Origin of the sequence: Sphingobium sp. B11D3D (genome assembly GCF_025961755.1) — a bacterium.
In the GTDB taxonomy this organism is placed as follows: Bacteria; Pseudomonadota; Alphaproteobacteria; order Sphingomonadales; family Sphingomonadaceae; genus Sphingobium.
The window spans coordinates 395,071-416,648 of sequence record NZ_JAOQOG010000001.1; the positions used below are offsets into that span (position 1 = coordinate 395,071).

A 21,578-nucleotide genomic window follows, 5' to 3' on the forward strand; every position below is an offset into this window, starting at 1 on the left:
GCGGATGTATAACAGGCGATGAGATATCGGGTCAGCCACATCATCCGCGTCGATTATGATCCGCCCGTGCGGCTGGCGCATTTCAATTTGCGGCTCGCGCCCATCGCATGGCCGGGTCAGCAGGTGCGGGACTATCGCCTCATCGTCGATCCTGTGCCCGACGTGCGCCAGGAGCGCGTCGGTGCCTATCCCTTCAACCTCACCCGCATCGAGATGCTCAAGCCGGTGGCCTCGCTGGAAGTGCGCTCCACCTTCATTGCCGATGTGAGCGAGGCCGAGCTGGATCTGCTTGGCGCCCAGATGAGCGTGACGAAGGTGGCGCAGGCGGCGCTAGCCGTCATGGATGTCGGGCCGATGTCCCCCGTGACCTATATCTTCCCATCCCGCTTGCTACCGCTCGTGCCGCAGATCGCCGCCTGGGCGCGGCCGCATCTGGCGCCCGATGCGGACTGCCTGAGCGCGGCACTGGCGCTGGCCCGGCACATTCAGGCGACCTTCCATTACGACACCAAGGCAACCGAAGCCGATACGCCGGTGGCCGAGGCCTTCTCCATCCGGCGCGGCGTCTGCCAGGATTTCGCGCACATCCTCATCGTCGCGCTGCGTGCCGCCGGTTTGCCGGCGGCTTATGTGAGCGGCTATCTGCGGACCGATCCGCCGCCGGGGCAAGCGCGGCTGGTCGGCGCGGACGCGATGCACGCCTGGGTGGCCTTGTGGTGCGGTCCCCTGCGCGGCTGGGTGGGGATCGATCCCACCAATGGCGTGCTCGCCAATGGCGATCATCTCGTCGTCGGCATGGGCCGGGATTATTCGGACATCTCGCCCATCGACGGCGTGTTCGTCGGCGGCCATTCCCAGAAGACCTTCAATTCGGTGGACGTGTCACCCATGGACAGCCGCGCCACCACCGCCTGACCGTTGCACGGTCCAAGGCCTCCCTTATGAGCGACCTCTCCCGGTCGAGCGAACCTTATCCGATCGACGCATCGGCGCGGAACGTCGCTGCGCCCTGATCGTTAGCGTCGGTGAACAGGGAGATGCGTACATGGATGCCGGAGCCAGACTGACGATGCTCGCGCGCGCCGGCTTCGCGACCCGTGGCGCGCTTTACATCGTCATTGCCTTTCTCGTGTTGCGGGCCGGGCGGGCCGAGGATCCGTCGGGCGCGCTTGAATATCTCGGCGATGGCGGCGGCATGATTCTCCTTGGCCTGATGGCGGCGGGGTTGATCGGCTATGGGCTCTGGCGGCTGTCGGACGCCGCTTTCAACATCGAGCAGCATGATGATGATACCAAGGGCAAGATCAGCCGCGTCGGCGCGGCGGCGAGCGGCCTGATCCACCTGTTTCTGGCGTGGCAGGCGATCCGGTTGATGCAGGGCACCTCCGGTGGCTCGGGCGGCGGGACGGAGGAAGGCGCACAGAGCGCCCTCCAACTGCCCGGTGGCTTTATCCTGCTCATCATCGGCGGCCTGATCCTGATCGGTACGGGACTGTACCAGCTCGTCAAGGCCGCCAAGGGCAGCTATCTTAAGCATCTGGAACCGCAGGTCGCGCGCAAGGCCTGGGCGCAGTGGACCGGACGGTTGGGCTATGCCGCGCGCGGGGCAGTGTTTTTGATTACCGGCGGCTTTCTGATCTCTGCGGGGCTGGATTCTCAGGCAAGCGAGGCCGGCGGCATGTCGGACGCGCTCGCCTGGCTGACCAATCCCTGGGACATTCTGATTGCCATCGGCTTGCTCGGCTTTGGCATGTTCAGCCTGATCGAAGCACGTTACCGGCGCCTGCAGACCGTTTCGGCCGGCCCTTTGGTAAGCGGCGCGTCACGCTTCGGCTGGTGAGCGGGAACCCAACGGTACATTGCACAGGCATCGCTAAGCATTAAGCTGCGGCGAACGATAAGGGGGATGTCATGACAGTTCAGCAACGCGAGGCGCATCAGGAGCCGCGCGAACGGCAAGGTCCGGGCGCGCGGATCGCCATGGCGACCGTGATCATTCTGGCAGTGGTGGGCACTGCGTGGCTGTTCGTCAAAATGTCCGGCCTGCTGCTGCTGCTCTTCGCGGCTTTGGTGCTGGCGGCCATTCTCGATGCCATAACCCGCGTCATCTGCCGCATCCCCGGGCTGCCGCGCGGGCTTGGGCTGGCGCTTGCAGTGGTGACGCTGCTGGCGGTCATCACCGGCGCCTTCACGCTGTTCGGCACGCAGATCGTGGGTGAGTTCGACACCATCCGGGACAGCATTCCGCCCGCCATCGACCAGGTGCAGGCGCTGCTGGAGCGGTTTGGCCTCGGCGACGCCACCCGCGACCTGATCGAGCAGGGGCAGGGCGACCTCTCCAATCTTCTGTCTCAGGCCGGAGGTTATGCGCTGACGGCGGGCAATGGCATCGCCAATCTGGTGCTGCTGTTCGTTGGCGCCATCTTCATCGCCAGCGATCCCGCCGTATATCGGCGCGGGCTCATCTTGCTCATGCCCCGGCGGGCCGAATCCCCGCTCGGCGAGGCACTCGATGATGCGGCGCGCGGCCTGCGGGGCTGGATGATGGGACAGGCTGTCTCGTCGGTGGTCGTGGCGGCGTTGACCTGGGCCGGGCTCGCGGCGCTAGGCGTGCCCGCAGCAGGCGGCCTTGGCATCATTGCGGGTCTGCTGGATGTGATCCCGATGATCGGCCCGATCATCGCGGGCGTGCCGGCCGTGTTGCTCGCCTTCACCGTGTCGCCGATGACCGCCCTGTGGACGACCCTGGTGTTCCTCATCATCCAACAATTGCAGGGCAATTTCCTGCAGCCGATGATTCAGAAACAGGCCGTGGACGTGCCGCCCGCCGTGCTGCTCTTCGCGGTAGTGGCGGCCGGGCTTCTGTTCGGCTTCATGGGCATGCTGCTGGCTGCGCCGCTGACGGTGGTGGTGTTCGTGATGGTCCAGCGGATCTATGTGCGGACCCTGCTTGGGAAGAAGATCAAGATCGCCGGGCAGGACTGACGAGCCCGCGAGAGGCGCGGCTGATCATGAGGGACGGAAGGGGCCAGCCGCTCGTCCGGACAACAAAAAAGGCGCCGGAAAATCCGACGCCGTTCTTGTCTCGAAATCCGCGAGAGCGCTCAGGCCAGGCCGGCGACGCTCTTGGTCAGGCGGCTGAACTTGCGCGAGGCGGTGTTCTTGTGGAGCACGCCACGGGCCACGCCACGCGACAGCTCGGGCTGCGCGGCGGAAAGGGCTGCCTGCGCCGCCGACTTGTCACCCGCTGCGACCGCTGCTTCCACCTTCTTCACGAGGGTGCGGATGCGGCTCATGCGGCTACCGTTGATCTCGGCGCGACGTGCGTTGCGACGAATGCGCTTCTTTGCCTGCGGCGTATTGGCCATGAAATTCCTCGAACTCGAAACTGTTTTTGGGCGCGCGGCCCGACTCGCCAGGCGGAAGCCGCAGGCGCGCGAAGGCCGGGCCATTAGCCCTGATCCGGGACAGCGTCAACCGCCTTGTGGCGACGAAGCCGGCTTCTGCGTGCCTGCCGTATCCGTGCGCAAGCGCGCTTCCACCTCGCCGACCGGGACGGAAGCGGCATCCGGCAGGTCGTCTGGCTCCGTGATGGGGAGCGCGGCCTCATCCTGCCCGCGCATCCCGGCCACGATGTTCCAGGTGGCGATGAACAGGGCAGCGATGACCGGACCGATCACTAGCCCGCTGAAGCCGAACAGTTGCAGCCCGCCCAGCGTGGTGATGAGCACCAGATAGTCCGGCATCCTCGTATCCCGCCCGACAAGGATCGGCCGCAATAGATTGTCCACCATGCCGATGACGAAGATGCCGCAGAAGATGAGGATGAGCGCTTGGGCCAGCGCGCCGCTGACCAGCAGGTAGACCGCGACCGGCACCCAGACGATGCCGGTACCCACGGCGGGCAGCAGCGAGAAGAAGCCCATCATCACGCCCCACAGCAAGGCGCCTTCGACGCCCAGCAGCCAGAACACGACCCCGCCGATGAAGCCCTGCACAATGGCGACAATGATGCTGCCCTTCACGGTCGCGCGGATCACCAACACGAACTGGCGGAGCAGTTCGCGACGCGGCCCATCGCGCAGCGGCGTGCGCTTGATCACGCTCTCCATCAGAGTCTCGCCATCGCGCAGCAGGAAATAGGTGAGATAGAGCATGACGGTGAACGCGATGAACAGGCTGAACGCACTCTGGCCGATGTTCACGGCTTGCGCCGCCACGAACTGAAAGCTGTCTGCCGCGGCTTCGCGCAGCCGCTCTTGCGCGGCATTGAAATTGTCGAGCCCGTAACGCTGGAGCCAGCTTTCGGACCAAGCGGGCATGCTGGCGCGCAGATCATCGAACAATTGCGCGAAGTTGATCTCGCCGGACTGAATGCGCGCGTAGAACACGCTCGCTTCCTGAATCAGCGCGATGGTGAGCAGCAGCGCCGGTACGATCACCAGTGCGATGATGAGCAGCAACGTCAGGCCGGCAGCGGCGCTGGGCCAGCGCGGCATGATGTCGCGAATCTCGCGATGCACCGGCTGGAACAGGATGGCGATGATCACGCCCCACAGGATCGCCTGGAAATAAGGCTCCAGAATGAACGCGAAGGCGACCGTGATGAGAATGACCAGCGCGAGAAAGGCGTGATCCTCGATCTTGCGGGGCGGTGGGCTGGCATCCATGATGGGCGAATTCCGTTCAGTTCGTCTGGCGCGACCTCATCGCAAAAACAGCGCAAAGGCAATGTCGATCCGTTGAGGTCGGCGATTCCTCAGCGCGTATCGACCCCGACAGCCTGGCTGATCGACGTGAACCCATCCCGGCGCAAGAGATCGGCGAGCCCGGCATTGATGCGCGCGGGCAGATACGGCCCCTCATAGACCATCGCCGAATAGAGCTGGATGAGGCTCGCGCCGGCGCGGATGCGGGCATAGGCCTGCTCGGCGGTACGGATGCCGCCGGCGCCGATCAACGGCAGCCGGTCGCCGAGGCGCTGGCGGAAATCGCGCAGGCGGCCAAGGGCCATATCATGCAGCGGTGCGCCGGACAGGCCACCCGATTCCCCGGCATTGGCGGAGCGGAGGGAGGCCGGACGGCTGATCGTGGTGTTCGTTACGATCAGTCCGTCGATGCGGTGCTGCAAAGCCAGTTCCGCGATGTCGTCGACGTCCGCCGGCTCGAGATCGGGTGCGATCTTAAGCAGCATCGGCGGCCCATCCTCTGCACGCGCGGCCATCACGCGGCCGAGCAGGGCGTCGAGCGCGCCCCGGTCCTGCAGGGCGCGCAGGCCGGGGGTATTGGGCGAGGACACATTGACGGTGAGATAATGGCAATGGGGGCTCATGGCCCGCACGCCTTCCTCATAATCGGCAATGCGATCCTCGGTGTCCTTGTTGGCGCCGATGTTGATGCCGATGATCAGCCCCCGTGGCTTGCCGCGTCGACCGAGCCGGGCGCAGGCCGCCGGTTGCCCGCCATTGTTGAACCCCAGCCGGTTGATGATGCCGCCATCCTCGACCAGCCGGAAAATGCGCGGGCGTGGATTGCCGACCTGTGGGCGCGGGGTCAGCGTCCCCAATTCTCCAAAGCCGAAGCCGAGCGCGCCGACCCGGTCTATCACGTCGCCATTCTTGTCGAACCCCGCAGCGAGGCCGACCGGGCTGGCGAAGTCCAGTCCGAACAGCCGTTGGGCCAGAATTGGGTCCGGCTTGGGGGCTGAGGGGAAAGGCAGGCGCAGCGCGGCAAGGGCGAGGCCATGGGCGCGCTCCGCATCGAGCGCGAACAGGAGAGGGCGGAGCTTCTGGTACATGCCGCGCGCTATGCCAGCGCTCGGTCAAGCGGTCAAAGGGCAGCGCAACGGAGCCGAGGCGCGCAATCTCAACCGGGCTACGATTCGCATTATCATGACGATTCCGTCCAATCCAAGCTGAACGAATCGCGTTACGGCGAGACTGCGACCCGAAGGGCTCTTGGTCATTTGGCTCAGAGACCTTGAACTTTAGCGGTCTGGCGGGTGATATTGCCTGCCGGGCCGCTTTTTTATTTGCCGCATCAGCGATTTGTGCGAAAGGTCGTTCAGGGTGGAGCACGCGATGGCGTGGCCTTGGCCCTGCCGAACTGCCAGTCCTTCCGATCGAACATTTCGGCTCGTCTTTCCCTGGAGAGTGGTCAGGGTCGCGCGTGCGTCACAGATTCTCCGTTGCCGATACTGCGGACATGGTAGCGCTCAGCTACTTCGTTCCCCCTGTCGATCTGGCCCACTATTTTGGCGCGATGTACCTGTTCACGGCGGATCAGCCGCGCGTGGCGGACCATACCCGTGCGGACTTCGCGCAAATTCGCTTCATGCTCGCCGGTTCGGGTGCCTATCGGTTCGTGGACGGGCACCGGGCGGAGACCCCTGAATGCTGCCTGCTCGGCGCGACCAGCGCGGCGACGCATTTCGATGTGCACGGGCCTTTGCAGGTCTTCGGCGTTTCCGTTCTGCCGCTGGGCTGGGCGGCGCTGCGGGCCGGCGATGCGGATGCGGCATCCGATGATGTGGTCGATCTCGCTGCGCGGTTCGGCCCCGGCTGGACCGATATGCTGTCAGCGCTGCGGAGGATCGATGATCCTGGCAGCGCGGAAGATATCTTCTGGGCTTTCATCCGCGATCACCTTCATCCCGTCCCGGATGCAGAGCGCAGATTCATCGAGGTTGTGGACCGCTGGCTGGCAGACGAGCAGTCGCCCCGGGTCGAGGTGCTGCAGGAGACGACGGGCCTTTCCGCGCGCCAGCTCGCGCGCTGGTGCAATCGCCTGTACGGCGCGCCGCCCAAATATCTGGCGCGCAAGTATCGGGCGCTGCGCTGTGCCCAGGTTCTGGCGCGCGAAGATCTGGAGTGGGCGGAAGTGAGCGGCGATGCCTTCTATGACCAATCGCATTTCATCCGCGAGATCAAGCATTTCACGGGTCTCACGCCCACCGAACTGCGCGAGCGGGCCAGCATCGTGATTCGCCTCTCGATGAAGCGCGCGGAGCTGAAGGGCGGGATCGCCAGGTTGAGCCAGATCAGCTGACTCGCCAGCCGCTGTCGCCTGCCCGCCCCTGATGGCGTAAGGCAACAGAAGCGCCCGCGCTGCGAATTGCTCTGCTTTCGGGCTTGATTTCCGGCGAGCGCCGGCCCATTTGCGCAATCAGACCGATTTACTCCGATTTGAGAGTCGTTTGCAAACATGCGCCTGTCGAGCCTTGCCGATTATGCCGTGCTGATGATGCGGACCGCCGCCTCGCAGTGCGGTGGCGCGCGGGCGAATGCGGCGAGCCTCTCGGCCAAGGCCGGCATTCCGGTGCCGACGGGACAGAAGCTTGCGAGCCTGCTCGGACGGGCCGGGCTGATCAAGGCGACGCGTGGCAGCGGCGGCGGCATCAAGCTGGCGCGCCCGGCGGCGGCGATCACGCTGGCCGACATCATCGAAGCGGTCGATGGACCGATCGCGCTCACTGGCTGCCTCGAGCCGCACGGGGCGGAATGCTGCGCCCTCTCGCAGCCCTGTGACATCCGCCCGCACTGGATCGGCGTCAACGCGCTGGTCCGCGATGCGCTGGCGCATGTCACGCTGGCTCATCTCATCGCTTCCCCTGAAACGCTGCCGGTTGCGGCTTTCTCGCCTCCGGGCCTGACTGGCCCTGCAAGCGCAACCGCCATGGAGTCCGTGCAATGACTGCCCCGGTCGATACCCGCCCCAAGAATGAAGATGCGCTCGCCGCCGCCAAGAAGGTGAGCGACTATGAGTGGGGCTTCAGTTCGGACATCGAGCAGGAGTTCGCGCCCAAGGGCCTGAGCGAGGACACTGTCCGCTTCATCTCGGCCAAGAAGAACGAGCCGGAATGGATGTTGGAGTGGCGCCTCAAGGCCTATCGCCACTGGCTGACGATGGACTCGCCGGACTGGGCGAAGCTCAACGTGCCGTCCATCGATTATCAGGACGCCTATTATTATGCGGCGCCCAAGAAGAAGGTCGAGCTGGGGAGCCTGGACGAGCTCGATCCGGAGATCCGCCGAACTTACGAGAAGCTGGGCATTCCAATCGAGGAGCAGAAAGTGCTCGCCAATGTCGCGGGCGCGCGCCGGGTCGCTGTGGACGCCGTGTTCGACAGCGTTTCGGTCGCCACCACCTTCCGCAAGGAACTGGAGGAAGCCGGCGTCATCTTCCGCTCGATCAGCGAGGCGATCCGCGAGTTCCCCGATCTGGTGAAGAAGTGGCTCGGCAAGGTCGTGCCGATGCATGACAACTACTTCGCCACATTGAATTGCGCGGTCTTCTCGGATGGGACCTTCGTCTACATTCCGGAGGGCGTGCGCTGCCCGATGGAGCTCTCCACCTATTTCCGCATCAATGCCGAGAATACCGGCCAGTTCGAGCGCACGCTGATCGTCGCGGACAAGGGCAGCTACGTCTCCTATCTGGAAGGCTGCACCGCCCCGCAGCGCGACGAGAACCAGCTCCACGCTGCCGTGGTCGAGCTGGTCGCGCTCGATGATGCCGAGATCAAATATTCGACCGTGCAGAACTGGTATCCCGGCGATGCTGACGGCAAGGGCGGCATCTACAATTTCGTCACCAAGCGCGCGCTGTGCCAAGGGCGCAACAGCAAGGTGAGCTGGACTCAGGTGGAAACCGGCAGCGCGATCACCTGGAAATATCCCAGCTGCGTGCTGAACGGCGAGAACAGCGTCGGCGAGTTCTACTCGGTGGCGGTGACCAACAATCGCCAGCAGGCCGACACCGGCACCAAGATGATCCACAACGGCAAGAATACCCGTTCGACGATCGTCTCCAAAGGCATCAGCGCCGGCAAGTCCAACGGCACCTATCGCGGCCTTGTGCGGATGAGCGCCAATGCCGAAGGGGCGCGGAACTTCACCCAGTGCGATTCGCTGCTGCTGGGTGACCGGTGCGGCGCCCACACCGTGCCCTATATCGAGGTGAAGAACCCGAGCGCCATCGTCGAGCATGAGGCGACGACGAGCAAGATCAGCGACGATCAGCTCTTCTACGCCCTGCAGCGCGGGCTGAATCAGGAAGCGGCGGTGAGCCTGATCGTCAACGGCTTCGCGAAGGATGTGCTCCAACAGCTGCCGATGGAATTCGCAGTGGAAGCACAGAAGTTGCTGGGGATCAGCCTTGAGGGATCGGTTGGGTGACTCCTGCGCTTTCTCCCACCGTCATGCCGGACTTGATCCGGCATCCCGCTTCGTCCAGCGCAGCGCCGAAAGGCAGCTGGACCCCGGATCAAGTCCGGGGTGACGAATTAGATAAGGCCATCGGAGGGTGACCGGCGAGTTCGACGAGGTCAGCGCAAATCCCGCCGAGTTAAAGCGACAAGGCGGTCCCGAGGTGGAAGCGCACGTCCATTGCGCTAACCATCGGACGGAGCTTGATCGAAGTAGCGTGGCGGGTTGTTTTTACTGCTGCACTAGTTTCGCCGCTGCCGGGATAGAGGATTGGGTTGATGATGGCGGAACAGCCTTGTGCCCGAACTGCGGCATCGACTCAGTGATTGGGGATGCTTCTGGTTTCCGGGTTTCGGATGAAGCATTTTTGAAGCGGATGCACAGCATCTGGTTCTGACGATCAAGAATTTAAGAATCGAAGGACAGACTTTTGAGCGACGAAGACGATATTCAGGATGCCCTCGCCGATTTCGCGGAAGATGTCGGCAATGGCCAGTCGTGGACGGCGGCCATCCGCATCCTGACCGAGGATTACGAACTGGAAGAGGGCGAGCTTCAGCCGCGTGCCGTCCAGGATTTCGGCGATCTCGATGCCTATCAGGCGCAGTGCCGCGAGGCGCTGGCCGAGGGCGATGCGACGTTCACCGAGCGGCTGCGGACGGACAAGGCGTTCCACAAGGCCAAGGCGCCTAATCTCGCGCGCATGGGGCCGGTGAGCGAGTTCGTCGTGGGCCTGCTGGAGAAGGGCGCGCCGGAGCCGGGCGCCGACTGGTGGCCCTATATGCCGATCAAGCGGCACATCGACACGCTGTTTCCCGCCCCCGGCGACGTGCGCGACATGGCCTTCTGGACGGCCCGCACGCTGATCCGCCAGCACGAGCAGGAAGGCGCGCGCTGATGCTGACCATCGACAATCTCCACACGGAAATCGACGGCAAGGCCATCCTCAAGGGCCTCAGCCTCTCGATCAATGCGGGCGAGATCCACGCGATCATGGGGCCGAACGGCGCGGGCAAGTCCACGCTGGCCTATACGCTTGGCGGTCGGCCCGGTTATGAAGCGACGCAGGGCAGCGTCTCGTTCAATGGCGCCGATCTGCTCGACATGGAACCGCATGAGCGCGCCGCCGCCGGCTTGTTCCTCGGCTTCCAATATCCGGTCGAGATTCCCGGCGTCTCCAATGTCCAGTTCCTGCGCGAGGCGCTGAACAGCCAGCGCCGCGTCCGCGGGGAAGAGCCGCTGTCCGCCGCCGATTTCCTGCGCCTGGCGCGCGAGAAGGCGGCGCTGCTCGGCATGGACATGGAGATGCTCAAGCGCCCGGTGAATGTGGGCTTTTCCGGCGGCGAGAAGAAGCGCGCCGAGATGGTCCATATGGGCATATTGGACCCGAAGCTGGCGATTCTCGACGAGACCGATTCCGGTCTCGATATCGATGCGCTCAAGACCGTGGGCGCCGGGATCAACGCGATCATGCGCGCGCCGGACAAGGCCGTGCTGCTCATCACCCATTATCAGCGCCTGCTCGATTATGTGCAGCCGGACTTCGTGCACGTGCTCGCGGCCGGCCGCATCGTGAAATCGGGTGGACCGGAACTGGCGCTGGCGCTGGAGAAGGACGGCTATGCCGAGGTGGTCGCCGCATGAGTCTGATTGCCGCCTTGATGCTCGCGCAGAGCCCGGTTGTCGCGCCGCCAGTGCCGAGCGAGGCCACGCCCGCCGACGAGATCACCGTCATCGCGCAGCGTCTGCGTGGTGTTCAGGTGGGGGTCACGCGTGACGCGGCGGGCAAATATCATTGCGGATTGAGTGAATCGACCGGCGTGCGCAAGCTCGACGCGGCCTTGTGCAAGGCCACGACGCAATGCGTGCGCAAAGGCAAGGCGTCGCAGGACGAGGTGCGCGCCTGTGTGGACAAGGCCCGGCCCTCGTTGGTCGCGCGCATTCGCGAGTATCTGTCGATCGAGCGTGCGGGAGGCGGCGCATGATGGCACCGGCAACGCTCCCCACGCGCCGCGACGAGGCTTGGCGCTATAGCGATCTCGACGCTGCGGCGCAGGTCTGGCCCGTGGGCGCGCCCGAGCGGATCGTCGTCGCGCCCGGCGAAGTGCGCACGCTGGCGCTGCTGCAGGATGGCGCGGACGGCGAGAGCATCGTGCGCGATCATCTGGTCGAGATCGGTGCGGGCGGCTCGCTCAACGTCCATCTGCTGAACAGCGGCGGCACGCTGGGGCGCGTCACCTTCGAGGTTACGCTCGCCCGCCATGCGCATTTCGAGCTGAAGGCGGCGTTGATCGGCGGCGCCGCGCAGACCATCGAGCTGGTGACGACGCTCAACCATGCCGAGCCGGAAGCGACCAGTGCACAGACCGTGAGGGCGATCGCGGCGGGCAAGGCGACGACCAATTATCTCGGGCAGATCCGCGTCGCGCGCGATGCGCAGAAGACCGATGCTGCGCAGAGCTTCAAGGCGATGCTGCTCGGCCGTACCGCCACGGCCAATGCCAAGCCGGAGCTGGAGATCTTCGCCGATGACGTGAAGTGCGCCCATGGCGCCAGCATCGGCCAGCTCGATGCCGCTGCCCTGTTCTACATGGCCTCGCGCGGGATCGATCCGGCAAGCGCCAAGGCGCTGCTGCTCGAAGCCTTCATCGCCGGGCTGTTCGACGACATGGCCGACGAGGCCGAGCGCGAGCGGTTCGCGACCGTGGCGCGGGCTCGGTTGGAGGCGCTGGGATGATGGGGCGTGCTGCTCTTCTGAATGGTTCGCTGGCCTCTGCCATCCCCGTGCTCCTGCGAAGGCAGGAGTCCAGGGCGCAACCGACTGCCCTTGCCCCCCTGGGCTCCTGCCTTGACAGGAGCACGGGAAGGGACGGTGCTGGGTGTGTCTCGACTTCGCTCGACACGAACGGAAGGGTGAGGTTGATCGGGTTATTCCGGCCTCGGGTTCGCGCTCGCGCGCACTGTTCGGAGATGTCAGCGTGATGACGACCAAGACCCCGTTCGTGTCGAGCGAAGTCGAGACACCCTCCGCCGCAACCATGAACGCGCTCCACAGCCGCCGCGCCGATTTCCCCGGCCTCGTCACCACTGACGGCAAGCCCTGGCACTATCTCGATACCGCCGCCACGGCACAGAAGCCGCAGGCGGTGATCGATGCCACGGTGCGGGCAATGGGCGCGGACTATGCGACGGTCCATCGCGGCGTCTACGCGCGGTCGGCGGACATGACGCTGGCTTTCGAGGCCGCGCGTCGTCGCGTGGCGGAGTTCATCAACGCACCGAGCGAGAACGAGATCGTGTTCGTGCGCGGCGCGACCGAGGGGATCAATCTCGTCGCGCAGAGTTGGGGCGGCGCCAATCTCAAGGCCGGCGACCGCATCCTGCTCTCGACGCTCGAGCATCACAGCAATATCGTGCCCTGGCAGCTCATTGCGCAGCGGACCGGTGCGCAAATCGACGTCGTGCCGCTGACGCCGGATGGTCGCATCGATCTGGATGCCATGGCGGCGATGCTCCGCCCGGAGCACAAGCTCGTGGCACTTGCGCATGTCTCCAATGTGCTCGGCAGCGTGCTGGACGTGCGGCGCGCGGCAGAGATTGCCCATGGCGCCGGGGCGCTGCTGCTGGTCGATGGCTGTCAGGCCGCACCGCGTCTCGCCATCGATGTGCAGGCGCTGGGCTGCGATTTCTATCTCTTCTCCGGCCACAAGTTGTACGGCCCAACCGGCATCGGCGTGCTGTGGGCGCGGGGCGCAATCCTCGAGGCCATGCCGCCTTATCATGGCGGCGGCGCGATGATCGACAAGGTGACCTTCGCGCGCACCACTTATGCACCGCCCCCCGCGCGGTTCGAGGCCGGGACGCCCGCGATCATCGAGACGATCGGGCTGGCGGCGGCAATCGATTATGTCGAGGCGATCGGGCTCGATCGCATGGCTGCCCATGAGGATGCACTGGTCGCCCGCACGCGCGAGGCGTTGCGCGGCATCAACACCATCCGCCTGCTGGGGCCTGAGGATGCGGCGGGAATCGTGTCTTTCGTGATGGAGGGGGTTCATCCTCACGACATCGGCACTATCTTGGATGAGAGCGGCGTGGCGATCCGCGCGGGCCATCACTGCGCACAGCCGCTCATGGCGCATCTTGGCGTCGAGGCGACGGCGAGGGCCAGCTTCGGGATTTACAATGATGAAAGCGATATCGAGGCGCTGCTGCGTGGCCTCGATCGGGTCAGGACGATATTCGGATGAATGACGAGAGCAGAATCAGAACCGAGGAAGTCGAAGGCGTCGCTCCGCCGCCGCGCGCTCGCGTGAGCGATGTGGTGGAGGATGCTTCCGGCGTTGCGGAAAACGCGGCGGACAAGGTCGCCCGCAAGCGCGATTATCTGGAGGGCTTTCTCGCCCAGAAGCCCAGCGATGCGCCCGCAGGTGAGCCGGGCGGCGCGACCTATGATGCGGTGATCGATGCGCTCAAGAGCATCTTCGATCCGGAAATCCCCGTGAACATCTATGATCTCGGGCTGATCTACGGGGTCGAGGTGGGCGAGGACAATCATGTCGCCGTCACCATGACGCTCACGACGCCGCATTGCCCGGTCGCGGAATCGATGCCCGGCGAAGTGGAAATGCGCGTGGGATCGGTGCCCGGCGTCGGTCTGGTGGACGTCAATCTCGTCTGGGACCCGCCTTGGGACCCGCAGAAGATGAGCGACGAAGCCAAGCTGGAACTGGGGATGCTGTAACGCTTCGCCAAAAGTAGATCTTTTGGCGAGTTGGGAACAATTCTTGTCCGTTCGCCCTGAGCTTGTCGAAGGGTTGTTCTTCGTTTGAAGACCGGACGGACATCGAGTGAGAGTGAGACGGATGACCACGACCACCACCAAGCGCCCCTTGCCCGCCGCCGTCACGCTGACGCCGGCCGCCGAGCAGCGCGTTGCGGATCTGATGGGCAAGGCGCCTGAGGGCACGATGGGCGTCAAGCTCTCCACGCCGCGCCGGGGCTGCTCGGGGCTGGCCTATTCCGTCGACTATGTGAGCGAGGTCGCGCCGTTCGATGAGCGGATCGAGACGCCCGGCGGTCTGTTCTTCATCGATGCCGCCTCGGTGCTCTACCTGATCGGCTCGACCATGGACTGGGTGGAAGACGATTTCACCGCCGGCTTCGTGTTCAACAATCCCAACGCCAAGGGCGCCTGCGGCTGCGGCGAAAGCTTCACCGTTTGAAGGCGGGCAATTATTCCCTCCCGCCATTCCCGCGCACGCGGGAATCCAGGGGCGCAATCGCAGTTCGGCTGGGTTCTGGATTCCCGCGTTCGCGGGAATGACGGGAATAGGTGGGCTCTCGGTTTGCCAGCCCACCATTCGGCAGCACTCGAGCCTCAGAACCCTACCGACCAACGCAGAGCCATGCCCAGCTCGTCGGGTGTGGCCGCGATGTTGCCGCCCTGCTCGCGCAGGAAGAGGTTGGCGCCGAGCCAGCCGGGGCCGATGCCGCGCCCATAGCTCAGCTCATAATCGCGCTGGCGGCCGCGCGGCACGAGGTTGAGCGGCACGCGCGCGTCGGTCGCCATTTGCTGCTCCCAGTCCCAGGTCTGCGGTACGATCAGCGTGAAGCGGCTGGTGATGGCACGCAGCGGCTGGGAGATGCGCAGACCCAGCAGATCGCCGGGCGTGAAGAGATCGCCACGGGCCAGATCGGCCGACCAGCTTTGGCTGACCAGCGATCCGCCTTCGCGCAAGGTTCCGCCGGCCGCGGCGCGGGTCCAGCCGCGCTGCCAGTTGGCCGAGAGGCGGACGGCGCCCGGCAGGTCGGCGCGCGCCCCCAGCCGTGTAAACAGGCTGCGCGCTGACTGCGCGCCGAAATTGGCGGAGAAGCGGGCGCCGAGCAGCGTGGCCTGCTCGTCCAGCATCGTCGTCCCGGCAGTGAGGCCGATCGCCCCGCGCTGATAGTCGAGCGAGAGCGACGCCGCATGATAGGGCGTGGCGCGCCACTGCTCGGCATCCGCGAGAGCGGCACGTTGCATATCGCCCCGCTCGAACCCGCCGATGATGGTCAGCGCCGGTGACAGCTGCTGCGAGACGGTGAGGGCAGCTTGCGCCTGCCGGTCGGCATGATCGGCATCGAAGCCATGATCCGCCATCAGGAAGCTGGGGCCGGCACGGTCGGGGAGGCGCTGTTCCAGGGCGGCGATGCCCGTCCGCAGGCCCAACATCACGCGCGCGTGGGGCGCGATCTGCGCGCTCAGCGTGCCGGAGAGCAGCCGGGTGCGGGCCTCGTCCGACTGACGGAACGCGAAGGGATCGCGCGTGGTGGCGGCCTCCACGGTCGGGCGGAGATTGAGCGACAGGCTGAGCGCCGGCGTCCCGAGGTTGAGATGGCGCTGGGCGGTGTCGAGCGCAGCGGCGAACGCACGGCGCGGTGCAGGGCGGGCGAAGCGCGGGGTCAGGTCCACGCGATAGGCACGCTGATAATCGTCCAGCGCAACCGCATCCAGCGCGGCAGGCGTGGCGTCGCCCATCGGTGCGGACAGTATGCTGGTCGAAAGGGGTGAGAGCGCGATCTGTGTGCCGGCCATACTGAGCGCGCCGACCGGCTGGAAGGCCTTGGCGATATCCAGGATGCCCACGCCATAGCGCGCATCCGCGCCCGGCGCGCCGACATCGCGCGCGCTGTTCTTGAGCAGCGCAACGATCTGCGCGCTGGTGAGATTGGGGAAGGCATCCGCCAGCAGCGCAGCGGCGCCGGCCACCTGCGGCGCGGCAAACGATGTGCCGGAGTAGAGATAGTCGGTGCCGGTGTGATCGAAGGACAGGACGCGACTGCCGAGCGCGGCGATGCTCACGCTCTCGAATCCGGCCACGCCGGCCGAGAAGCTGCTCACCGTATCATTGCTGTTCACGGATGGCGCGATGATGACGAGGCCGTTGCTATAGGCCGGGTTGGCAAAGGATTGCGCCAGCTCGTCCGGCGCGGCCATCATGGGCTGGCCGTCCTCGTTGTTACCGGCGGAAATGACGATGATGATGCCGGCCTGGGTGGCGCGCTTCACCGCCTGCAGCAGATAATTGGGAGCCGCGCCGCCCCCGAGCGAGACGTTGATGATCCGTGCGCCATTGATCCTGGCATGGTCGATGGCGTTGGCAATGGCCGTGGTGCTGTGCTTGCAGCCATCGGCATCGCAGTCGGACTGGTCGTCGGTCCGCAACGCCATCACGGTCGCGCCCCAAGCCATGCCCATCACGCGCCGGTTGTTGCGTCCGGCGGCCAGCACCGCCGAGACCGCCGTGCCATGGCCCTCCACATCCGTGTAGCTGCTATTGCCGGCAAAGTCCGCGGAGGCGGCGCTAATCCGGCCGGTAAACTCGCCGGTCGGATCCGACAGGCCGCTGTCCACCACGCCGACCGTCACACCCGCGCCGCTGGCGCCCGCCTGATAGGCAGTGATCGCGCCATGATAAGGCAGGCCGGAGGAATTGCGGTATTCGCTGGTGTCGTAATTGACCGTGCTGGGTGTCGGCGCGGGCGTGGGTGCCGGGGCCGGAGTTGGGGTCGGTGCGGGAGCCGGGGCGGGTGAGGGTGTGGGCGTCGAATTGAGCGCGCCGCCGCCACCCCCGCAGCCGGCCAGCGTCAGCAGCGCCACTACCGAGCCAAAAGCGATCACATGCCGCATGATTGCAGGTTCCCCGTCCGCGCGACGATGCGCGCTGCGACACTAGCGGCGCCTGGTTAACGGGCTGTTTCGCAAAAACAGGGCTGCGAGGGGGCGGTTGCCAGCCTGTCCAATCAGGCGACGAGATGATCCAGGCGCGTGTTGCGCTCGATCAATTTCTGCGGATGCGCGGGCCGGTAGATCAGGCGCGAGAGAGAGAATCGAGGAGAGCGACGCATGGCCCATTTCCCCAACACGTTCGGTTTCACCGGTACACTTCGCCCGCTCCGTTTGCAGGGCGACATTCACGACGTCGAAATCGAGGGGGAGGTCCCCGCCGGTCTCGATGGCGCCTTCCACCGCGTCCACCCGGACAATCAGTTTGCGCCCAAATTCGAGGACGACCAGTTCTTCAATGGCGATGGCATGGTCAGCATGTTCCGGGTCAAGGATGGCAAGGTCGATTTCCGCCAGCGTTATGCGCAGACCGACAAATGGAAGCTGGAGAACAAGGCCGGCAAGTCGCTGTTCGGCATGTACCGCAATCACCTGACCGACGACCCGAGCGTCGAGGGGCAGATTCGCGGCACCGCCAATACCAATGTGCTGGTCCATGCCGGCAAGCTCTACGCCATGAAGGAGGACAGCCCTTGCCTGCTCATGGACCCGAACACGCTGGAGACCCATGGCTACACCGACTTCGGCGGTCGGATCGACAGCAAGACCTTTTGCGCCCATCCGAAGATCGACCCGGCCACCGGCAATATGTGCGCCTTCTCTTACATGTCCAAAGGGCCGATGACCCATGACATGAGCTATATGGAAATCTCGCCAACCGGTGAGTTGCTGTTCGAGATTCCCTTCCAGAACAAATATCTGTGCATGATGCATGATTTCGGCGTGACGGAAGATTATGCGGTCTTCTCGGTCATGCCGCTGCTCACCAGCATGGAGCGGCTGGAAAAGCGCCTACCCTATTTCGGGTTCGATACCACCCAGCCGGTCTGGCTTGCCGTGCTGCCGCGCCAGGCGGGTGCCACGGCGGCCGACATGCGCTGGTTCAAGGCGCCGTCCAACTGCTTCGTGGGGCATGTGATGAACGCCTTCAACGAGGGCACGCGGATCTACTTCGATCATCCGGTGGCGGCCAACAACAGCTTCCCCTTCTTCCCCGATATCCACGGCGCGCCGTTCGATCCCATTGCGGGACTGGGCTATCTCAGCCGCTGGAGCGTCGACATGGCGTCCAACAGTGACGAGTTCGAGAGCATCGAGAAGCTGACCAACCTCGCCGACGAGTTTCCGCGCATCGACGATCGCTATGCGACGCAAGCCTATCGCCATGGCTGGATGCTCGTGATGGATCGCGAGAAACCCTATGAAGGTCCGGGCGGGCCGTTCGTCGGCATGATCAACAGCCTGGCTCATATCGATCTGGCGACCGGGAGCACCAAGAGCTGGTGGCCCGGGCCGCAATGCGGCATCCAGGAGCCCTGCTTCGTTCCGAAATCAGCGGATGCGCCGGAAGGCGAGGGCTATGTCATCGCGCTGGTCGACAATCACGTGACCAATTATTCGGAGCTGTGCTTCTTCGATGCCCAGCATGTCGACGAGGGACCGATCGCCCGGGCTAAGCTGCCGGTGCGTATCCGGCAGGGGTTGCACGGTAATTGGTCGACTGGGGCGCAGCTGGCGGGCATTTGAGGGCGAGGTTGCACTCCCTCTAAAGGCCGCCATCCCAACATCCCGTTCGTGTCGAGCAAAGTCGAGACACGCCCAGCGCTGCGCTTTGGTGTCTCGACTTCGCTCGACACGAACGGAGGGGTGGTTTCTGGCGCGCATTAGGGCGGGAGATTTTTAGCCTCCCGCCCCTTCCCATCAGAACGAGACCTTCACCGTTGCCCCCCAGGTGCGGGGGTCGCCGGGCAGGCCGGCGATCAGGCCGGTATTGCCGGGGCCGACGAACAGCTGCTCGTAATAATTCTCGTTAAAGGCATTTCGCACCCATCCGAAGATGTCGAGGCCGGCATCCGTCCGGAAGCCCAGCCGGACGTTCGACAGGCTGTAGCCATCGATCCAGGTATAGGCCGAGGGCGAGGCGTTGGACGAGAAGTTGGAACGATAGCTGCCGTCGTAGCCGAGATACACCTCGCCGGTCTGGCCCAGCAGCGTTGCCGGCACATTGCCTTCCGCGCCGAAGGAGAGCGCCCATTTGGAGACGCCCGGCAGGCGCTGGCCGGAGATGTCGCAATTTGCCGGGCTCAAGCCCCCGGGCGTGCCCGGCGCGCTCGGCGCATTGCTCCCGGCCGCCGTGCCGCCAGAAAGCTCCGGCGGGCAGGGCGCGTCGACGAAGCGCCGATAGGTCGCGTCCGTGTAGGCGCCATTCACATAGGCATTGAAGCGCTGGCTCGGGCGCACCGAGAAGTCGACCTCCACGCCTTGCGAGCGGACCTTGTCGGCATTGGCGAGGTAACCGCGCAGCACCCCGAACTGGCCGTTGTTCACCGTGGCCTGATAGTCCTTGATGTCCGTGCGGAAGGCCGAGAGGTTGAGCGTCGCGCGGCGATCCCAGAACTGCGCCTTGATGCCGGCCTCGAAATGCTGGACCTGCTCGGGCCGGATCTGCCCGGCGGCGAGGATCGGATTGCCGGCGGCATCGGTGGGCAGGCCGTTCTGGTTGATGCCGACCGTCTTGAAGGTCTTGGCATAGGTCGCATAGGTCAGAATGTCCGGGGCCACGCGGTAGCTCACTGTGAGGTCGTAGCTGAAGTTCCAGTCGCTGGCCTCCGGCGCGCTGAGCTGCGGGGTAAAGACACCGAGCTGCGCCGCACGCACCGCGCCCGTGTCCGTCGCGAGGATTTCCACGCCCTGCCCATCGAAGACGCGGCGCTGGTAGAAGCCTTCCTTCTTGTCATAGTTGAGGCGCAGGCCCGGCTGGATGGTCAGCGCGTCGGTGGCCTTCCAGGCCAGCTGGCCGAACAGCGCCAGGCTGGTGCTCTTGAGATATTGCGAGTTGCGCGCGGTCAGCCCGTTGAGCACAGCCGGCTGGTTGGCCAGCGCACTGGTCGGGTTCAGCGTCCAGCGGCTGGATGCCGAACCATGCTGCTCGGTCCCCTGCGTGTCGATCCGCTGGTTGAAGGCAAAGGCGCCGAGGACGAAATCGAACTGCTTGCCGCTGTAATTGTAGCGCAGCTCCTGCGTATACTGGTCCTGCTGGGAGGGGTTCTGCGAGAGCGTGACGACCGGCAATCCGGTGAAATCGCGGTCGTTCTCGGGCTTCCAGTTCCAGCTGCGCCAGGCCGTCACGGAGGTGAGCGTGCCGGGGCCGACATCCCACTTCAGCCGCAGGGCGACGCCGCCGATGACGTTACCGGCATTGAGGCTGGCATCCAGATCGGTCAGGCGGTCGAACCCGTTGAGGCTGGGCGGGGCGTAGTTCTGCGCGGCAGCCAGCGCCGCGAACTGGCGATTGAGCGGGCGCTGCGTGGCGCCGGTGCGCACGAACACGGAGCCGCAGCAGATGGCATCCTGCTTGCTGTAATCGCCGACCAGGGTGGCGCTGAAGGTATCGGTGGGCTTCCAGAGCAACTGCCCGCGCAGGCCGATATTGTCCTGGCTCTGAATCCAGCGGTCGGTCGTGACATTATAGATCGTGCCACGCCGGCTGGTGCTGGAGACGGCGATGCGCGCGGCCAGCGTGTCCGAGAGAGGGCCGGAAATGGCGGCCTTAGCCTGCTTGAAGTTCAGGTTGCCGACGCTGACCTCCGCCTTGCCTTCAAAGTCGAAAGTCGGCTGGTTGGTGGTGATATTGATCGCCCCGGCTGTGGTGTTCTTGCCGTAAAGCGTGCCCTGCGGCCCGCGCAGCACTTCAATCTGCGCAACGTCGAGAAAGTCGAAGGTGGCCGAGGCGACGCGCGAATAATAGACGTCATCGACATAGATGCCGACCCCCTGCTCGAAGCCGTCGCTGGTGAGGCCGAAGGGCACGCCGATGCCGCGGATGTTCACGGCCGTGTTGCGCGGGTTGGACGAATAGAATTGCAGCGTGGGCGCAAGCTGCTGGAGACGGCCGACATTGAAGGCCCCGGTGCTGTCGAGCTGGGCGCCGCCGACGACGGAGACGGCAATCGGGATTTCCTGCGAGGTTTCGGAGCGCCGGCGCGCCGTCACCACGATCTCCTGCGGGGCGCTGCGGTCTTCATGCGCTGCGGCCGTGCTGCGGGAGCCGGTAGCCGGCGCTGCGCCCGCGGTTTCGTCCGCTTGCGCGGTACCATGAAAGAGAAGAGCTGCGGCGAGCGCGCTCAGCGAAAGAAGCGGTCTGTTGACCATGGTGAAATCCCCTTGTTCGGAAAAAAGGGATGCCTCCAGTGGTCCGGTCAGCATCATGCTATGGGTCTGTTATCGCGCGGGCGGCCAGGCGGCCCGACGAAAGGGTCAGGCGGTCAGCCTGGTCTTTTCGGTCACCTCGATCTGGACGAGGCGGCCTTCGTGCACGGTCAAATGCACGGCGCCGAATTTGAGGCGGTCAAGATGCTGCCGAATCAGAGAGAGCGCGCTGCCATGGGGGTCATCCCCACTCTGCGCAGCGGAATGGGGCGTGGGTGTGGACATCGGCCGTTCCTCCTGTTTTGCCGGGTCGGAGCCACTAACTTAACTCAATCGGTTATATTGACAATAGGATTGCGATGAACATTTGCTTTTCCGCGAGGAACAGCAGCTTC

General features: G+C 64.9%; 21 protein-coding genes. 15 read left to right on the forward strand and 6 right to left on the reverse strand.

The genetic code is table 11. The features are described 5' to 3' along the window. Positions 1-18: 18 nt before the first annotated feature. From M2334_RS01965 to M2334_RS01975, 3 genes are all read left to right on the forward strand, one after another. The gene (locus tag M2334_RS01965; RefSeq protein ID WP_264588015.1) at positions 19-915 is read left to right on the forward strand and encodes a transglutaminase family protein; all 897 of its coding nucleotides are present in this window, start codon (positions 19-21) and stop codon (positions 913-915) included. A gap of 130 nt (positions 916-1,045) precedes the next feature. Continuing rightward, positions 1,046-1,840: a DUF1206 domain-containing protein gene (locus tag M2334_RS01970; protein WP_264604656.1), complete on the forward strand. Its 795-nt coding sequence runs from the start codon at positions 1,046-1,048 to the stop codon at positions 1,838-1,840. 71 nt (positions 1,841-1,911) lie between these two features. After that, on the forward strand, positions 1,912-2,985 hold the full coding sequence (locus tag M2334_RS01975; RefSeq protein WP_264604657.1) for an AI-2E family transporter: 1,074 nt from the start codon (positions 1,912-1,914) through the stop codon (positions 2,983-2,985). A gap of 119 nt (positions 2,986-3,104) precedes the next feature. Here the strand turns inward: M2334_RS01975 and rpsT are convergent, their stop codons facing one another. The 3 genes from rpsT to M2334_RS01990 form a co-directional block, all read right to left on the reverse strand. Further along, complete coding sequence (rpsT, locus tag M2334_RS01980) at positions 3,105-3,368, reverse strand: 30S ribosomal protein S20 (RefSeq protein WP_181558404.1); 264 nt, start codon at positions 3,366-3,368, stop codon at positions 3,105-3,107. A gap of 105 nt (positions 3,369-3,473) precedes the next feature. After that, entirely contained in the window at positions 3,474-4,670 is a 1,197-nt protein-coding gene (locus M2334_RS01985) for an AI-2E family transporter (RefSeq protein ID WP_264573826.1), read from the reverse strand. Between the two features lie 89 nt (positions 4,671-4,759). Further along, positions 4,760-5,797, reverse strand: a complete 1,038-nt coding sequence (locus M2334_RS01990; RefSeq protein WP_264604658.1) for a quinone-dependent dihydroorotate dehydrogenase — start codon at positions 5,795-5,797, stop codon at positions 4,760-4,762. Between the two features lie 407 nt (positions 5,798-6,204). Here M2334_RS01990 and M2334_RS01995 point away from each other — a divergent pair, with 407 nt between their 5' ends. From M2334_RS01995 to M2334_RS02045, 11 genes are all read left to right on the forward strand, one after another. Next, positions 6,205-7,047: an AraC family transcriptional regulator gene (locus tag M2334_RS01995; protein WP_264604659.1), complete on the forward strand. Its 843-nt coding sequence runs from the start codon at positions 6,205-6,207 to the stop codon at positions 7,045-7,047. A 156-nt stretch (positions 7,048-7,203) separates the two neighbouring features. Beyond that, positions 7,204-7,692, forward strand: a complete 489-nt coding sequence (locus M2334_RS02000) for an RrF2 family transcriptional regulator (RefSeq protein ID WP_264573823.1) — start codon at positions 7,204-7,206, stop codon at positions 7,690-7,692. Continuing rightward, positions 7,689-9,176, forward strand: a complete 1,488-nt coding sequence (gene sufB / locus M2334_RS02005; protein WP_264604660.1) for a Fe-S cluster assembly protein SufB — start codon at positions 7,689-7,691, stop codon at positions 9,174-9,176. Before M2334_RS02000 ends, sufB begins: the two co-directional genes overlap by 4 nt. Before the next feature lie 127 nt (positions 9,177-9,303). After that, the gene (locus tag M2334_RS02010; protein WP_264577201.1) at positions 9,304-9,603 is read left to right on the forward strand and encodes a cytoplasmic protein; all 300 of its coding nucleotides are present in this window, start codon (positions 9,304-9,306) and stop codon (positions 9,601-9,603) included. A gap of 33 nt (positions 9,604-9,636) precedes the next feature. Continuing rightward, entirely contained in the window at positions 9,637-10,104 is a 468-nt protein-coding gene (locus M2334_RS02015) for a hypothetical protein (protein WP_264604661.1), read from the forward strand. After that, positions 10,104-10,850 carry a Fe-S cluster assembly ATPase SufC gene (gene sufC / locus M2334_RS02020; protein WP_264571817.1) on the forward strand — a complete coding sequence of 249 codons (747 nt, stop codon included), beginning with the start codon at positions 10,104-10,106 and terminating at the stop codon, positions 10,848-10,850. The genes M2334_RS02015 and sufC overlap by 1 nt, the downstream gene beginning before the upstream one ends. Further along, the gene (locus tag M2334_RS02025) at positions 10,847-11,191 is read left to right on the forward strand and encodes a hypothetical protein (protein WP_264604662.1); all 345 of its coding nucleotides are present in this window, start codon (positions 10,847-10,849) and stop codon (positions 11,189-11,191) included. The genes sufC and M2334_RS02025 overlap by 4 nt, the downstream gene beginning before the upstream one ends. Continuing rightward, positions 11,191-11,943 carry a SufD family Fe-S cluster assembly protein gene (locus M2334_RS02030; RefSeq protein ID WP_264606019.1) on the forward strand — a complete coding sequence of 251 codons (753 nt, stop codon included), beginning with the start codon at positions 11,191-11,193 and terminating at the stop codon, positions 11,941-11,943. Before M2334_RS02025 ends, M2334_RS02030 begins: the two co-directional genes overlap by 1 nt. Positions 11,944-12,244: 301 nt before the next feature. After that, entirely contained in the window at positions 12,245-13,456 is a 1,212-nt protein-coding gene (locus tag M2334_RS02035; protein WP_264606020.1) for a cysteine desulfurase, read from the forward strand. Further along, positions 13,453-13,950, forward strand: coding sequence for an SUF system Fe-S cluster assembly protein (locus M2334_RS02040; protein ID WP_264604663.1), 498 nt, complete (start codon positions 13,453-13,455; stop codon positions 13,948-13,950). Before M2334_RS02035 ends, M2334_RS02040 begins: the two co-directional genes overlap by 4 nt. 121 nt (positions 13,951-14,071) lie before the next feature. Next, positions 14,072-14,431 carry a HesB/IscA family protein gene (locus M2334_RS02045; RefSeq protein WP_264604664.1) on the forward strand — a complete coding sequence of 120 codons (360 nt, stop codon included), beginning with the start codon at positions 14,072-14,074 and terminating at the stop codon, positions 14,429-14,431. Positions 14,432-14,586: 155 nt separating this feature from the next. Here M2334_RS02045 and M2334_RS02050 read toward each other — a convergent pair whose 3' ends face one another. Further along, positions 14,587-16,878 carry a S8 family peptidase gene (locus M2334_RS02050; protein ID WP_264604665.1) on the reverse strand — a complete coding sequence of 764 codons (2,292 nt, stop codon included), beginning with the start codon at positions 16,876-16,878 and terminating at the stop codon, positions 14,587-14,589. 216 nt (positions 16,879-17,094) lie between these two features. On the opposite strand from M2334_RS02050, the gene M2334_RS02055 reads away from it, so the two are divergent. Beyond that, positions 17,095-18,561 carry a carotenoid oxygenase family protein gene (locus tag M2334_RS02055; protein ID WP_264604666.1) on the forward strand — a complete coding sequence of 489 codons (1,467 nt, stop codon included), beginning with the start codon at positions 17,095-17,097 and terminating at the stop codon, positions 18,559-18,561. A gap of 174 nt (positions 18,562-18,735) precedes the next feature. Here M2334_RS02055 and M2334_RS02060 read toward each other — a convergent pair whose 3' ends face one another. Further along, a complete protein-coding gene (locus M2334_RS02060; protein ID WP_264604667.1) occupies positions 18,736-21,186 on the reverse strand; it encodes a TonB-dependent receptor in 2,451 nt (816 codons plus the stop codon). 105 nt (positions 21,187-21,291) lie between these two features. Next, a complete protein-coding gene (locus tag M2334_RS02065; RefSeq protein WP_264571822.1) occupies positions 21,292-21,468 on the reverse strand; it encodes a YezD family protein in 177 nt (58 codons plus the stop codon). Between the last annotated feature and the right edge of the window lie 110 nt (positions 21,469-21,578).